The sequence below is a fragment of the Sphingomonas sp. 1F27F7B genome, from assembly GCF_005503355.1.
In the GTDB taxonomy this organism is placed as follows: domain Bacteria; phylum Pseudomonadota; class Alphaproteobacteria; order Sphingomonadales; family Sphingomonadaceae; genus Sphingomonas.
Genome location: NZ_SCMK01000009.1, coordinates 1 through 14,315, shown reverse-complemented (window position 1 = coordinate 14,315; position 14,315 = coordinate 1). Strand labels below are relative to the sequence as shown.

Below are 14,315 nucleotides of genomic sequence, written 5' to 3'. Positions count from 1 at the left end.
TCGCTTCCCGGCGCTAGACTGCCTTCAGCGCCTCGTCGAAGTCGGCGATCAGGTCGTCGGCATCCTCGACGCCGATCGAGATGCGGACGAGATTGTCGGTGATGCCCAGCGCCTGCTTGCGCGCATCGGGCACCGAGAGGTGCGTCATGCCGGCGGGGTGGCTGGCCAGCGTCTCGGTGCCGCCCAGCGACACGGCGAGCTTGGCGATCTTGAGGCTGTCGAGAAAGGCGAACGCCTCCTTCTCGCCGCCCTTGAGATAGAGCGAGAAGGTCGAGCCCGCGCCCGTGCAGTGGCGCCGATAGATATCCGCCTGGCGCGATCCTTCCTCGAGGAAGCCGAGATAGCCGACATGCTCGACCTTGGGGTGCGCGCGCAGGAACGCGCAGACCTTGGCCGCATTCTCGCCCGCGCGGCTCATGCGCAGCTCCAGCGTCTCCAGGCTGCGGAGCAGCATCCAGGCGGTGTTGGGATCGCAGATCGTGCCGATCGTGTTGCGCATCAGCCGGATCGTGTTGATGTGCTCCTTCGTGCCGAGCACGCCGCCCGCCACCAGGTCCGAATGGCCGCCGGCATATTTGGTCAGCGAATAGACGACGATGTCGGCGCCCTGCTTGAGCGGCTGGGCCCAGAGCGGGCCGAGGAACGTGTTGTCGATCGCGATCGGCGGCTTGTTCGGCCCCTTGAAGATCGCGTCACGGCTGGCGGCCACGGCCTCGACATCGACCAGCGCGTTGGTGGGGTTGGCCGGCGATTCGAGATAGATCAGCGCGACGTTTCCGCTCGCCGCCTTGCCCAGCACCGCGTCGATCTCCTCGCGGCTGGCGCCGGCCGGGAAATCGAGCCAGTGCACGCCGAAGCGGCCGAGGATGCGGGCGATCAGCGTCTCGGTCGCGGCATAGAGCGGGCCCGAATGGACGATCGTGTCGCCGGGCTTGACCATCGACAGGAAGAGCGTGGCGATCGCCGACATGCCGCTGGAAAAGGCCAGCGCGTCCTCCGCGCCTTCCCACACGCCCAGGCGATCCTCGAGTATCTCCTGATTCGGGCCGTTGAAGCGCGAATAGACCAGGCCCTCGGCGCCGCCCGGGCGCTTGCCGGTGACGCCTTCGAAATGGCGCTTGCCGGCGGCGGCATTGGGAAAGACGAAGGTGGAGGTGAGGAAGATCGGCGGCTTGAGCGAGCCTTCCGAGAGCATCGGGTCGAAGCCGTGCCCCATCATCATCGTCGACGGCTTGAGCTGGCGCTCGCCGATCCTGTCGGCCGATGCCTTGGGGCGGCGCCGCGGCGTGGCACCGGTCAGGTCGGCTTCGGTCTCGTCGGTCATGGAGGCTCTCCGATGGGAATCTATTTCGTATCAGCTGTAACGATTTGCCGGCGGTTGGGCAGCCCAAAACCCGCGGAAAGTCACAAAAGTCGCGGCGCATGCGGGCGGCCCGCATGTTCCGCGTCGCGCGCGGCAAGAGCGGACTCTCGTCCCCTTGCCCGCGCCGCCCTTGGCGGTTCCCCCTCACCCGCCGGGAGCGGGACCCTATAGCCCGATCAGGCTGATCTGCCGCCCATAGTCCGGCTCGCCGCGATGCGTGGCGCGGCGATAGGAATAGAAATGCCCGGGCTGCGCATAAGTGTCCTGCCCGAGCATCTCGACGGTGCGGACGCCCGCTGCGGCCAGCCGGTGCGCGACATAGGCTTCGAGGTCGAACTGCCAGTGATCCTCGCGGCGCCCCTCGGTGAAGAAGCGCTCGTTATCGGGATCGGCTTCGGCGAAGCGGGCGAGGAAGCCGGCATCGACTTCATAGGAGGCGCGGGCGATGCAGGGACCGATCGCCGCGACGATCCGGTCGCGGCTGGCGCCCAGCGTCTCCATCGCGGCGACGGTCGAATCGGTGACGCCGCCGATCGCGCCCTTCCAACCGGCATGGGCGGCGCCGACCACGCCGGCCTTCGCGTCGGCGAACAGCACCGGCGCGCAATCGGCGGTGAGGATGCCGAGTATCAGGCCCCGCCGATCGGTGACCAGCGCATCGGCATGGGGGCGCAGGCGATCCTCATAGGGCTCGACCACGGTGATGCAGTCCGCGGAATGGACCTGATGCACCGAGACGAGGCGCGCGCCGGGGAGCACCGCTGCCACGGCACGCCGGCGATTCTCGGCGATCAGCGCGGGATCGTCGCGCGAGCCCAGCCCGACGTTGAGGCTGGCCATGTCGCCGGTCGAGACGCCGCCCTGGCGGCCGAGAAAGCCGTGCGCGACCCCGGCCAGCGCCCGCGCGCGGAAAACTTCTGCCTCACTCACAGCTTGCGCCTCATCAACCGGTCCTCATCGGCATGCTCGCCGACCATGAAGGCATAGGTGCCCCGGTCCTCGAACCCGTTCTTCTCGTAGAACCGCCTGGCGCGGTGATTGTCGACATAGACCGAGAGCCACATCTCCTCGGCGCCGCGCGCCCGGCCCTCGTCCAGCGCCCAGTCGAGCAAGGTCTGCGCCGCGCCGCTGCCCTTGGCGCGCTCGTCGAGATAGAGCTGGCGCAGCTCATGGGTACGGGCCTGGGTTTCCGCCGGCAGCGTCAGTGCGCTGGTCTTGGCGAAGCCGGCCAGCCCCTGCTCGTCCTCGGCAAGCTGGAAGCGCAGGTCGGGCGTGGCCAGCTCCCCGGCCCAGGCTTCGGGCGTGAAGCCGGCCAGGAAGGCGGCGAGATCCTCGGGCCGGTAGAGATGGCCGAAGGTCGCGACGAAGCTCGCGCGGAACAGCGCGTCGATCGCCGGGAGGTCGGCGGCCGTGGCGTCGCGGTAGATCATCCCTCGAACCCCGCGGGCGCCGGCCAGCCGGGCGCGGTGAGCGCAATCACCTTGAACAGCTCGCCCATCTGATCGGGATCGGTCAGCCGGTCGCGATCGGTGGCGAGCCGGCCGGCGCGATCGGGGGCGGCGAGCGAGAGGCCGGCAGTGCGCTCGGCGATGCCGAGCCGCATCAGGAATGCGCCCTGCGTCACCGGGCCATGCACGACCAGGCCCTCGGCGCGCGCGGCTTCGGCAAGCGTGGCGAAATCGACATGGGCGGTGAGGTCCGCCTCGCCCGGCTCGTCGAAGGGATTGGCATAGGCATGGCCCTTCACCGCTTGCAGCGTGTCGCCGATCGCCGGGCCCGAATAGCCATAGTCGACTATAAGCGCCGCGCCGCCCTGCTCGGTGAGCCGCTTGGCGAGCTGGCGCAGCACGGCGACGCTGGCCGGCGACGTCTCGAGGATCGAGCCGGGCGCCGCATCCTTGAAGTCGCGCGGGATGATCATGTCGAAGCTGCGGTCGCCGGCGATCGGCAGGAACAGCGTGTCCTGGCAGGCGACGAGCCGCTCGCGCCAGCCCTCCTGGGTGGCGATCAGCTGGCGGATCGGCAGCGCATCGAAGAATTCGTTGGCGACGAAGACCAGCGGCGCGTCGTCGGGCAAACCGACCAGATCGAGATGGAATTCGGCGCCGGGCACGCGCTCGGCCTGGGCGGCGCGCAGGACGGGGCTGGTCTCGACCAGGTCGACCGGCGGCGCCAGCCCGGCCTTGGCCATGGCGCGCAGGGCATCGGCGGCGAGCGTGCCGCGGCCCGGGCCCAGCTCGACATAGCGGATCGGCGGTTCGCCGGCGCGCTGCCACAGGTCGGCCACCCACAGGCCGATCAGCTCGCCGAACATCTGGCTTACTTCGGGCGCCGTGGTGAAGTCGCCGCGGGCGCCCAGCGGATCGCGCGTCGCATAATAATGCGCGTTGGCGGCGCCCATGAACTGCGAGAGCGGGATCGGCCCGGCCATGGTTATGGCGCGGGCCAGCCGCTCGGCGAGCAGCGGCTCGGCGGCGTTGGCACCGCGCTCCCCGGCGGGCGCGTCGAGGGGGTTCCCGTTGCTCAGGCCACGCTCTCCACGCCCGCGATCGGTTCGACTCGTTGGCGCCGCCCCTTCGCGGTGACGATCAGATAGATGCCGCCGACGATCATCGGCAGGCACAGCACCTGGCCCATGTGGATCACATGCTCGAAGATCGTGCCTGCGAACTGCGCGTCGGGCTCGCGGAAATATTCGACGAAGAAGCGGAAGGCGCCATAGCCGAGCAGGAAGATGCCGACGAGCTTGCCCGGCTCGTAGCGCGCCTTGGTGCGCCAGAAGGCATAGGCGAGGATGGCGAAGAGGAGCAGGCCCTCGAGCCCGGCCTCGTAGAGCTGGCTCGGGTGGCGGGCCAGCGGGCCGGCGCCGGGGAAGACGATCGCCCAGGGCAGGTCCGCGGGCTTGCCCCACAGTTCACCGTTCACGAAATTGGCGAGACGGCCGAAGAACAGGCCGAACGGCGCGCAGCAGGCGACGTAATCGTGCACGCGCAGCCAGTTGAGCCCCTGGCGGCGGCACATCAGGATGATCGCCAGCGTGGTGCCGATCACGCCGCCATGGAACGACATGCCCCCGTCCCACAGCTTGAGGATGCGGATCGGATTGAGGAACATGTCGGGCGCGTAGAAGATGACATAGCCGAGCCGCCCGCCCAGGATGATGCCGAGCGTGGCGTAGAAGACGAGGTCGTCGGCATGGCGCTTGCTCATCGGCGCGCCGGGCACGCGGAGCAGGCGGAGCAGATACCACCAGCCGACCAGGATGCCGGCGATATAGGCCAGCGAATACCATTTGATCTGGAAGAAGCCGAGATCGAGCGCGACCTTGTCGAGGCCGAGATCCTTGAACTGGATATGGTCGGCCGCGGCGGCGGCCAGGGTGGAAATCAGCACGGGGGGTCCCTCCGGATATCCGGTTCCGATAGAACAGGCGCGCCGCAAACCCAAGAGGCCCGTTCCGCCATGCCCGCGAAAGCCGGGATGCCCGCCATGCGACGCGCGCCCGTCGAAGGCAGGGATGACACCGCTCCGGCCGCGCGATAGAGCCGGTGCCATGAAGGTCGATTTCGGCAGGCTCCAGAAGCTGGATCGGCGCACGCTGCTGATCGGCGGCGGCGTGGGCGTGGGGCTGGTCGTCGCCTGGGCGGTGTGGCCGCGCACCTATCTTCCCAATCTCACCGCGGCGCCGGGCGAGAGCCTGTTCGGCGCCTGGATCAAGATCGGCACCGACGGGCACGTCTCGGTCGCGGTGCCGCAATGCGAGGAAGGGCAGGGCGTGTTCACCGCCATGCCGCAGATCATCGCCGACGAGCTGGGCGCGGACTGGAAGCTGGTGGGCGTGGAGCCGGCGCCGCTCAACCCGCTCTATGCCAATCCGCTGGCGGCCGAGGAACTGTTCGAGCTGGCGCTGGGCGGGCTGCCCGAGCAGCTGCGGCGCAGCCATGCCGCGCGCACCGGGCTGGTGCTCACCGGCTGCTCGACTTCGATCCGCAGCTTCGAGGACCAGCTGCGCCATGCCGGTGCCACCGCGCGGGTGCTGCTGTGCAAGGCGGCGGCGCGGCGCTGGGGCGCCGAGTGGCAGAGCTGCGACACGGCAGGCGGCCAGGTGATCCACGGCAGCTCGAAGCTCGGCTTCGGCGCGCTGGCGGCAGAGGCGGCGGACGAGCGCGTGCCCGGCGACGTGCCGCTGCGCACCGGCGAGGCGAACCGGCTCTATGGCCAGCCGCTGCCCCGGCTCGACGCGCCGGCCAAGGTGGACGGCAGCCTGCTCTACGCGGCGGACGTGCGGCTGCCGAACATGGTGTTCGCCTCGATCCGGATGGGCCCGATCGGCGAGACCGAGCTGGTGAAGCTTGACCGGGCGGCGGCGAACAAGATCCCCGGCATGCTCTCCATCGTCACGACCAGGGACTGGGTCGCGACGATCGCCAACAATGGCTGGGCGGCGGAGCGGGCGATCGATGCGATGCGCCCGCGCTTCAGGACGCCCGAGGAAGTGATCAACAATGATTCGATCGCCTCGGCGCTGAGCGACGCGCTGAACGCCGATGGTGCGCGGATCCACGAGGCCGGCGACCTGGCGGCGGATTTCCGCGGGGCGAAGGTGGTATCCGCCGAATATCGCGTCGACGTGGCGCTCCATGCCGCGCTCGAGCCGATGACCTGCACGGCCAATTATCAGGACGGGCACCTGTCGCTCTGGCTGCCGACCCAGGCGCCGGGGCTGGCGCGGGCGGCGGCGGCGCGCGCGATCGGCATCTCCGAGAGCTCGGTGACCGTGCACGCGACGATGGCGGGCGGCTCGTTCGGAGCGAAACTGGAGCATCGGGTGGCCGAACAGGCGGCGCTGCTCACCGAGCGGATCGGCCGGCCGGTGCAGCTCACCTGGCCGCGCGGCGAGGACATGCGCCAGGATCGCTATCGCCCGCCCGCGATCGGGCGGCTGACCGGCAAGCTGAACCAGCGGGGCCAGGTCTCGGGCTTGCTCGCCAAGGTCGCCGCGCCCGAGACGGGCCGCGAGTTGGCGACCCGGCTGCTGGGCAGCGATCCGGTGGTGCAGGCTTCGCTCGCGCTGCCCGGCAAGGGGGATCCCTCGGCGGTGGCGGGGGCGCAGCCCTTCTATGCCATTCCCAATTACGCGGTCGATCACCACGTCGCCGCGATCGGCGTGCCGACCGGCTATTGGCGCTCGGGCGCCCACAGCTACACCTGCTTCTTCGTCGAGAGCTTCATGGACGAGCTGGCCCATGCCGCCGAGCAGGATGCGGTGTCGTTCCGCATGGCGATGCTGGGGGGCGAGACGCGGCTGGCGCGGTGCCTGCAGATGGCGGCCCAGCTGGGCGGCTGGCAGGGCGGCCAGCCGGGCAGCGGCCAGGGCATTGCCTGCCACGCCTTTCGCGGCTCCTATGTCGCGGTGATGGCCGAGGCGCGGCTCGACGGGCGCAAGGTGAAGGTCGAGCGGCTGGTTGCCGCGGTCGATTGCGGGAGAGTGGTGAACCCGGACCTGGTCACCCAGCAGATCGAGGGCGGGCTGTTGTTCGGGATGGCGGCGGCGCTTGCCGGATCGACTGGCTTTACCGAAAATGTCGCGGACGTGCGCGACCTTTCCGAACTCGGCCTGCCGACCCTGGCCGATGCGCCCGACATCACCGTGGAGCTGATCCGCAACGCCGCCGATCCGGGCGGGGTGAGCGAGCTCGCCGTGCCGCCGGTCGCTCCCGCCATCGCCAATGCGCTGCAATCGGCGAGCGGCGTGCGCTTCCGCGTGCTGCCCCTGCTCTCGGACGTCGAATGAACATTCCGGACGGGCATCCGCCCCTGTTTCCTCCCGACCGGATCGGCGTGCTGCTGGTCAATCTCGGCACGCCGAACGCGCCCGACCCGGCATCGGTGCGGCGCTACCTCGCCGAGTTTCTGTCCGATCGCCGCGTGGTGGAGATTCCGTCGCTCGTCTGGCAGCCGATCCTGCACGGGATCATCCTGCGCACCCGGCCGAGCAAATCGGCGCATGCCTATCGGCAGGTGTGGCGCGCGGACGGCTCGCCGCTCGCCGCGATCACGGCCGCGCAGTCCAGGGCATTGCAGGGCGCATTTGGGGAAGGCAGTTCCGTCGACTGGGCGATGCGTTATGGCGAACCGCGGATCGCGGACCGGCTCACCGCGATGCAGGCAGAGGGCGTGCGGCGCATCCTGATCGCGCCGCTCTATCCGCAATATTGCGCGGCGACGACTGCCACCGCCAACGATGCAGCCTTCGCCGCGCTCGCGAAGATGCGCTGGCAGCCGGCGATCCGCACGCTGCCGCCCTATCACGACCATCCCGCCTATATCGCCGCGCTCAAGGCGTCGGTGGAGGCGAGCCTCGCCCGGCTCGATTTCGAGCCCGATGCGATCCTGGCGAGCTTCCACGGCATGCCGCAGCGGACGCTCGACCTCGGCGATCCCTATCATTGCCAGTGCCGGAAGACGGCGCGGCTGCTGGGCGAGGCGCTGGGGCGCGAACTCGTCGTCACCTTCCAGTCGCGCTTCGGCCGGGCGAAATGGCTCGAGCCCGCCACCGACGCCACGCTCGCCGCGCTGCCGGGCAAGGGCGTCGGGAAGGTTGCGATCGTGGCGCCGGGCTTCTCGGCCGACTGTCTGGAGACGCTGGAGGAACTGGCGATTCGCGGGCGGGAGACGTTCCTCGCCGCAGGCGGAACCCGCTTCGCCTATCTCCCCTGTCTCAACGACAGCGCCGGCGGCATCGCGATGCTGCGCACAATTTTGCGCGGGGAGCTTGCGGGCTGGATCGAGCCTGCCTAGCGTTTCGGCGCACCACGAAGGAGAGGAAGAGCATGGCACGCGTAGCGATCGTGACGGGCGGCACCCGCGGCATCGGTGAGGCGATCAGCCTCGCGCTCCAGGATGCGGGAATGATCGTCGCCGCCAACTATGCGGGCAATGAGGAGAAGGCCCGCGCCTTCACCGATCGCACCGGCATCGCGGCGTACAAATGGGATGTGGGCGATTACGACGCTTGTCATGAAGGCGTGGCGAAGGTGGAAGCCGAGCTCGGCCCGGTCGACGTCGTGATCAACAATGCCGGCATCACGCGCGACGGCACGATCCTGAAGATGAGCCGCGACATGTGGGAGGATGTGATCCGCATCAACCTGGGCGGCTGCTTCAACATGGCGCATGCGGTGTTCCCCGGCATGCGCGATCGCAAATGGGGCCGCATCGTCAACATCGGCTCGATCAACGGCCAGGCGGGCCAATATGGCCAGGTCAATTATGCCGCCGCCAAATCGGGCATCCACGGCTTCACCAAGGCATTGTCGCAGGAAGGCGCGCGCTTCGGCGTCACGGTGAACGCGATCGCGCCCGGCTATATCGATACCGACATGGTCGCCGCGGTGCCGCCCGAAGTCCTCGAGAAGATCGTCGCGAAGATCCCGGTCGGCCGACTCGGCCAGGCGCACGAGATCGCGCGCGGCGTGGCCTTCCTCTGCTCGGACGAGGCTGGCTTCGTCACCGGATCGACGCTGTCGATCAACGGCGGCCAGCACATGTACTGATGCGATGAGGGCCGCCCCTTTCAGGGCGGCCCCCAACCCTCGATACGCTACGCGAGGGAAACTCTTGTTCGAACAACCAACGACGTCCTAGCCCGGTTCCCTTTAGTTTCTTCTGAACGGACTGGTCATCTGGCGTTCATCTTTCAGGCGCTGGTCCTTCCGCCGCCAGCCGCTATGAGCGGACGCAATGCTGCTCCGCCTCGCGATTGCCCTGTTCTCTCTCGGTTTCATCCTGTTGCTCTCCGCATCGGGGCGCGACGGGCGCGATATATGGAGGGGCGGGCCGCCGCGCATGACCGTGGAGCGGGTACCGCTCGATGCGCGCGATCCCGGGCGGACGCGAGTGGGCGCGCTCACATATCTGGGCGGCATCCGGCTGAGGAGCCCGGATCGCGCCTTTGGCGGCTTCTCCTCGATGCAGATCAAGGGCGACCGCTTCACGCTGCTCAGCGATGGCGGTACCTTCATCCGTTTCCGGATGGGCGCCGACTGGGTGCCGCGCGAGCTGGTGTTCGGTGACTTGCCCGATGGCCCCGGCACCGGCTGGCTGAAATCGGACCGCGATTCGGAATCGATGACGAGCGATCCGGCCACCGGGCAGATCTGGGTGGGTTTCGAGCGCTACAACGCGATCTGGCGCTATGATGACGGGCTGACCCGCGCGGAACGAAGCGTGGAGCCGGCGGCGATGCGCGACTGGTCCGAAAATGGCGGGCCCGAATCGATGGTGCGGCTGCGCGACGGCCGGTTCGTGGCGATTGGCGAAACGTCGCGGCCCAGGGGGAGCCGGATCGGCCGCGAAGCCCTGCTCTTCCCGGGCGATCCTACGGCGCCCGGTGTCGAGCCGATCCGATTCGTCTATATGCCGCCTGACGAGCGCTATGATCCGAGCGATGCCGTCCAGTTGCCGGACGGGCGGCTGATCGTGCTCAACCGGCGCTTCGCGGTGCCGGGCCTGTTCACGGTGCGGCTGACCCTGGTGGATCCGAAGGATTTCCGCCCAGGCGCCGTGGTGCGCGGCACGGAGATTGCGGCGCTCGCTGCCCCGCTGATCCACGACAATTACGAGGCGCTGGCGATCACGCGTGAGGGCGAGGACACGATTCTGTGGATCGCGTCGGACGACAACCAGGAATTCTGGGAATGGTCGCTGCTGCTCAAGTTCCGGATCGAGTTCAGGAAGCGCTGAAGTGTGAGCGCGGAAGCCGGTGCCTATATCTCGGGCCGGACTCGGGGGCACAGTGCCTGAACCTCGCGCTTGCGCAACCTTAGCGTGGTCATGTTGTAGTCCCGAGCGAAGCGAATCGCGGACGCTGCCGATGCATCCTGAGCGGGCGTCGTCGGGGCTCCTTCCTGGAAGGCTGCTTCGGGGATGAAGACGAATCGGCTGCGCGGATGCCCGCCATCGCTCGCTGACGGCGAGCATTCCGTCAGGCCCGGACTCCTTGAGCCGGGCACGAAGCCGTTGAAGATATGGGAATAGATCTTCAGGAGCGCGCCGTGCTGGTAATCTGCTAGCGCCTCCGCCTTCCCGTCACGTCCTCGGTACGCGTCGGGATACGATGCGGAGCACGCTCCAAGAGCGGGCAACGCGACAAGATGGACCAGGAAAGCATGCGGCCGCATCGCTACAACCTAACATGACGCCACTCGATGCATCCACATGCGAAAAGCCCGCCCTCCGGTGCAGAGAACGGGCTCGCATGGAGCCGTCGAAGAAACGGGCTGTTAGGCCGCGGTCTTCTCGGCCGACGCCTTGCGCACTTCGCGCTTCAGGCGGCGGGCGCGCAGCGACAGATCGTCGTCGCTGGTCTTGAGCAGCCAGTTGTCGAGGCCGCCATTGTGCTCGACCGAACGCAGGCCGTGGGTCGAGACGCGCAGGCGCACGCTGCGGCCCAGCGCATCGCTGATCAGCGTGACGTTCTGCAGGTTCGGCAGGAACGTACGCTTGGTCTTGTTGTTGGCGTGGGAAACGTTGTTACCCACCTGCCGGCCCTTGCCGGTCAGCTCGCAAATGCGCGACATCGCTTGATATCCTGGTTTGAGCCTCAGCGAACTGGGGCCGGAAAGGTGGCGCCGATAGCCGTAATGGGACGGTGCGTCAACCGATTCGCCCGAAGAAACGCCTTGTGCCGACGCAACCACCATGGTTGATGCGGCGTTGATTACGCAACCGATTCAATTGGGGAGATGAAGCGATGCGTGGAATTCTCGTGCTTATTGGCCTGATCGCGCTTGCCGTGGTGGTGCTCATGTCGGTCGGCATGCTGCGCATCGAGCAGCAGCAGGGTGCGACGATGCCGACGATCACCTTCGACGCCAAGGGCGGCCAGCTGCCCAAATTCAAGGCCGAAACGGGATCGGTGGGGATCGGATCGACCAATACGACCGTCGCGGTGCCGACGGTCGAGATGAAGAATACCACCGTCACCTTGCCCACCATCGAAGTGAAGCAGGCCGGCGCCACTCCGACGCCGACGCCCGCCGCGAAATAGCGGATGCGCCCCCGGGCCTGGCGGGCCGGGGCGCGATTTCCGGATCGCCTGCGGGACGGCGGCGCTGGGGTTCTTCCCCGGCGGTGCCATCCCGCTATGGAGGGTGCTCCATGATCCGAAGGCGCAGCCCGTCGAGCCCTTGCCTGCTTGGATCGTCATCCCGGCACCGTGCGGGCACCACAGTGCCGGGCCGGGCCGGGCCGGGGCGATGGGCCGGAGTGGCGGGCCGGGGTGACGGGCCGGGGTGACGGGGAAGTCCGGCTCGGCTACCTGATCCCGATGTTCCCGCTCCCCGAACCGATGCGCCTGGCGCTCGATGCCGCCCGTGCGGCGGCCGAGGCGGGCGAGGTGCCGGTCGGCGCCGTGCTGGTGTGCGAAGGCAAGGTGATCGCCACGGCGGCCAATGCCCCGCGTACGCTCCGCGACCCCACCGCCCATGCCGAGATACGGGTGATTCGCGCGGCGGCGGAGCAGCTGGGGCGCGAGCGGCTGGAGGATTGCGACCTCTGGGTGACGCTCGAGCCCTGCGCGATGTGCGCCGGGGCGATCGCGCATGCCCGGATCGCGCGCGTCTATTACGGCGCCGGCGATCCCAAGGGCGGTGCCGTGGAGCATGGCCCCCGCTTCTTCGCCCAGCCGACCTGCCACCACCGCCCCGAACTCTATCCCGGCATCGGCGAGGCCGAGGCGGGAGAAATATTGCGCGATTTCTTCCGCGAACGGCGCGGTTAGTCTTACGTTTCATTGCGCGGATGCAACGCCGGTTGCCGCGCGGCACCATCTGCGGATATGAGGGCCCCACATCATGTTGGCGCCTTTCCCCTGGATAGACGTAGCGATCATCTTCGCGCTGATCGTTCTGAACGGCCTTTTTTCGATGTCCGAACTCGCGATCGTATCGTCGCGCACGGCGCGGCTGGAGGCGATGGCGCGTGCCGGGCGCAACGGCGCCGGCGCGCGCACCGCGATCCAGCTCGCGGCCGATCCGGGCAAGTTCCTCTCCACCGTGCAGATCGGCATCACGCTGATCGGCATCGTCGCCGGCGCTTATTCGGGCGCCAGCCTGGGCGAGCCGACGGCGCAGCGCATCGCGTTGCTCGGCGTGGGCGACGAGCTTGCCCATACGCTCGGCATCTCGATCGTGATCGGCCTCACCACCTTCGCCTCGCTGGTCGCAGGCGAGTTGGTGCCCAAGCAGTTCGCGCTGCGCTCGCCCGAGCCGATCGCGGTGCTGGTCGCGGTGCCGCTGCTATGGACCAGCCGGGCGACCGCGCCGCTGGTCTGGCTGCTCGATTCGACCACGCGGCTGATCTTCCGCCTGATCGGCCTCAACCGCGAATCGGAGAACCGAGTCACCGCCGAGGAGTTGCATCTGCTCGTCGCCGAGGCGAGCAAGTCGGGCGTGATCGAAGAGCATGAGCGCTCGATCATCTCCAGCGTCGTCCGCCTTGCCGACCGGCCGGTGCGCGAAGTGATGACGCCGCGCACCGAGGTCGACTGGGTCGATGTGAACCTGGACGCCGACGGCATCCGCGAGGCGCTGCTGCTCACGCCCCACACGCGCCTGCCGGTGGCCGAAGGATCGGTCGACACGGTGATCGGCGTGGTCCAGGCGCGCGACATCGCTGCCGCGCTGTTCCGCGGCGAGGCGCTCGACCTGCGCAAGCTGATGCGTGAGGCGCCGATCCTGCCGGATACCGTCGATGCGATGGACGCGCTGGGCGCGCTGCGCCGCGCCGAGGTGCCGATGGGGCTGGTGCACGACGAATATGGCCATTTCGAAGGCATCGTCACGCCCGCCAACCTGCTCGCCGCGATCGCGGGCGAGCTCGCTTCCGACGTGGAGCCCGGCGACAATCCCAATATCGTGACGCGCGAGGACGGCTCGCTGCTCGTCTCGGGCCAGATGGCGGCGGACCTGCTCGCCGAGCGGCTCGGCCTCGATCTCGACGAGGACCGCGACTATGCCACGGTCGCCGGCCTGGCGCTGGCGGTGTTCAAGCGGCTGCCCAATGAGGGCGACAGCTTCATCGAGCAGGGCTGGCGCTTCGAGATCGTCGACCTGGACGGGCGCAAGATCGACAAGCTGCTGGTCCAGCGGGCGGAGCGGTGAGCGACGCGCGCTTCGTTGCGCTCATCTCGCGGCGTAAGGTGATCGGCAATGTGCTGTTTATGCTGGCCGCGGCAGGTTCGATGATGGTGCTCATGATCTGGCAATGGCCGGTTCGTGCCGTCGATTGGGCAGCGATGCTCTTGGCGACAGGCTGCATGCTGATGTTCCTCTACGGAGCCTTTCGCATCGGCGGGATATTGTCCTACCGAGGCGAACTCCTCTCCGTCGATGCCGAGGGCATCCAGATGCCCCGTTGCTATCAGGGCGTCTTGCCGTGGAGCAGCATTGCGCGGGCTGCGGTGGTGAAGGGCAGGCTGCAACTCTGGCTGGCGAAGGACGCCGTCATTCCGCCGGGTAGGGGCCTCGACCATATCCTGCGGACCAATCGGGCGCTCCGCCGGGACGGCGATAGAGCAGATTTGGGAGTCGATACCTGGCTGGCGGACCGCCGGCCCAGCGAACTGATCGAAGCTGTCCGCGCCCAGGCACCGCAACTCTTCGACTAGAGTTTCCCGAACACGCCCTCGAAGCCGGCAATGTCTTCCTTTGCCAGGAAGCTCGCCTGCTCGATCCAGCGGTCGCGGTGGATGCGGCCCTGGAAATCGCCCAGCCTGGCGTCGAGCGCATCGGCTTCCTGGGGCGTGAGCGCGGCGAGCTGGGCGAAGCTGGTGATGCCGACACTGCCCAGCCGCTCGGCCAGGCGCGGACCGACGCCCTTCATCCGGGTGAGGTCGTCCGCGGCCGGGGCGGCCGGTGCCGGTTCCGGCCGCGGACGACCTCACCCGGAT

14 protein-coding genes and 1 pseudogene are annotated in these 14,315 nt (G+C 68.4%); 8 read left to right on the top strand and 7 right to left on the bottom strand.

Translation table 11 applies throughout. The annotated features are described in order from the left end of the window. Positions 1-13: 13 nt before the first annotated feature. From FFS08_RS10150 to lgt, 5 genes are all read right to left on the bottom strand, one after another. Complete coding sequence (locus FFS08_RS10150; protein WP_137861603.1) at positions 14-1,324, bottom strand: cystathionine gamma-synthase family protein; 1,311 nt, start codon at positions 1,322-1,324, stop codon at positions 14-16. A 204-nt stretch (positions 1,325-1,528) separates the two neighbouring features. Next, positions 1,529-2,293 carry a peptidoglycan editing factor PgeF gene (pgeF, locus tag FFS08_RS10145; RefSeq protein ID WP_137861602.1) on the bottom strand — a complete coding sequence of 255 codons (765 nt, stop codon included), beginning with the start codon at positions 2,291-2,293 and terminating at the stop codon, positions 1,529-1,531. Further along, entirely contained in the window at positions 2,290-2,793 is a 504-nt protein-coding gene (locus tag FFS08_RS10140) for a GNAT family N-acetyltransferase (protein ID WP_137861601.1), read from the bottom strand. The genes pgeF and FFS08_RS10140 overlap by 4 nt, the downstream gene beginning before the upstream one ends. After that, positions 2,790-3,794, bottom strand: coding sequence for a class I SAM-dependent methyltransferase (locus FFS08_RS10135; protein ID WP_137861600.1), 1,005 nt, complete (start codon positions 3,792-3,794; stop codon positions 2,790-2,792). Before FFS08_RS10135 ends, FFS08_RS10140 begins: the two co-directional genes overlap by 4 nt. Before the next feature lie 92 nt (positions 3,795-3,886). Beyond that, positions 3,887-4,753: a prolipoprotein diacylglyceryl transferase gene (gene lgt, locus FFS08_RS10130; protein ID WP_502702021.1), complete on the bottom strand. Its 867-nt coding sequence runs from the start codon at positions 4,751-4,753 to the stop codon at positions 3,887-3,889. 163 nt (positions 4,754-4,916) lie between these two features. Here lgt and FFS08_RS10125 point away from each other — a divergent pair, with 163 nt between their 5' ends. The 4 genes from FFS08_RS10125 (at position 4,917) to FFS08_RS10110 (ending at position 10,108) form a co-directional block, all read left to right on the top strand. Continuing rightward, a complete protein-coding gene (locus FFS08_RS10125; RefSeq protein ID WP_137861598.1) occupies positions 4,917-7,157 on the top strand; it encodes a xanthine dehydrogenase family protein molybdopterin-binding subunit in 2,241 nt (746 codons plus the stop codon). Further along, complete coding sequence (gene hemH, locus FFS08_RS10120; protein ID WP_137861597.1) at positions 7,154-8,164, top strand: ferrochelatase; 1,011 nt, start codon at positions 7,154-7,156, stop codon at positions 8,162-8,164. Before FFS08_RS10125 ends, hemH begins: the two co-directional genes overlap by 4 nt. A gap of 32 nt (positions 8,165-8,196) precedes the next feature. Then, on the top strand, positions 8,197-8,919 hold the full coding sequence (gene phbB / locus FFS08_RS10115; protein WP_137861596.1) for an acetoacetyl-CoA reductase: 723 nt from the start codon (positions 8,197-8,199) through the stop codon (positions 8,917-8,919). Positions 8,920-9,106: 187 nt separating this feature from the next. Beyond that, positions 9,107-10,108 (top strand): esterase-like activity of phytase family protein, encoded by a 1,002-nt coding sequence (locus tag FFS08_RS10110; protein ID WP_137861595.1) that lies wholly within the window; start codon positions 9,107-9,109, stop codon positions 10,106-10,108. A gap of 539 nt (positions 10,109-10,647) precedes the next feature. Here FFS08_RS10110 and rpmB read toward each other — a convergent pair. Further along, complete coding sequence (gene rpmB, locus FFS08_RS10105) at positions 10,648-10,944, bottom strand: 50S ribosomal protein L28 (RefSeq protein WP_086127409.1); 297 nt, start codon at positions 10,942-10,944, stop codon at positions 10,648-10,650. Positions 10,945-11,117: 173 nt separating this feature from the next. Between rpmB and FFS08_RS10100 the strand changes: the two genes are divergently transcribed. From FFS08_RS10100 to FFS08_RS10085, 4 genes are all read left to right on the top strand, one after another. Then, on the top strand, positions 11,118-11,414 hold the full coding sequence (locus FFS08_RS10100; RefSeq protein ID WP_137861594.1) for a hypothetical protein: 297 nt from the start codon (positions 11,118-11,120) through the stop codon (positions 11,412-11,414). A gap of 300 nt (positions 11,415-11,714) precedes the next feature. Next, positions 11,715-12,146 (top strand): nucleoside deaminase, encoded by a 432-nt coding sequence (locus FFS08_RS10095; RefSeq protein WP_137865136.1) that lies wholly within the window; start codon positions 11,715-11,717, stop codon positions 12,144-12,146. Between the two features lie 73 nt (positions 12,147-12,219). Beyond that, positions 12,220-13,527, top strand: coding sequence for a hemolysin family protein (locus tag FFS08_RS10090; RefSeq protein WP_137865135.1), 1,308 nt, complete (start codon positions 12,220-12,222; stop codon positions 13,525-13,527). Then, the gene (locus FFS08_RS10085; RefSeq protein ID WP_137865134.1) at positions 13,524-14,033 is read left to right on the top strand and encodes a hypothetical protein; all 510 of its coding nucleotides are present in this window, start codon (positions 13,524-13,526) and stop codon (positions 14,031-14,033) included. Before FFS08_RS10090 ends, FFS08_RS10085 begins: the two co-directional genes overlap by 4 nt. On the opposite strand, the pseudogene FFS08_RS10080 reads toward FFS08_RS10085, so the two are convergent. Beyond that, positions 14,030-14,251, bottom strand: a pseudogene (locus FFS08_RS10080) (helix-hairpin-helix domain-containing protein); the annotation flags it as partial. The gene FFS08_RS10085 and the pseudogene FFS08_RS10080 overlap by 4 nt on opposite strands. Positions 14,252-14,315: the final 64 nt, after the last annotated feature.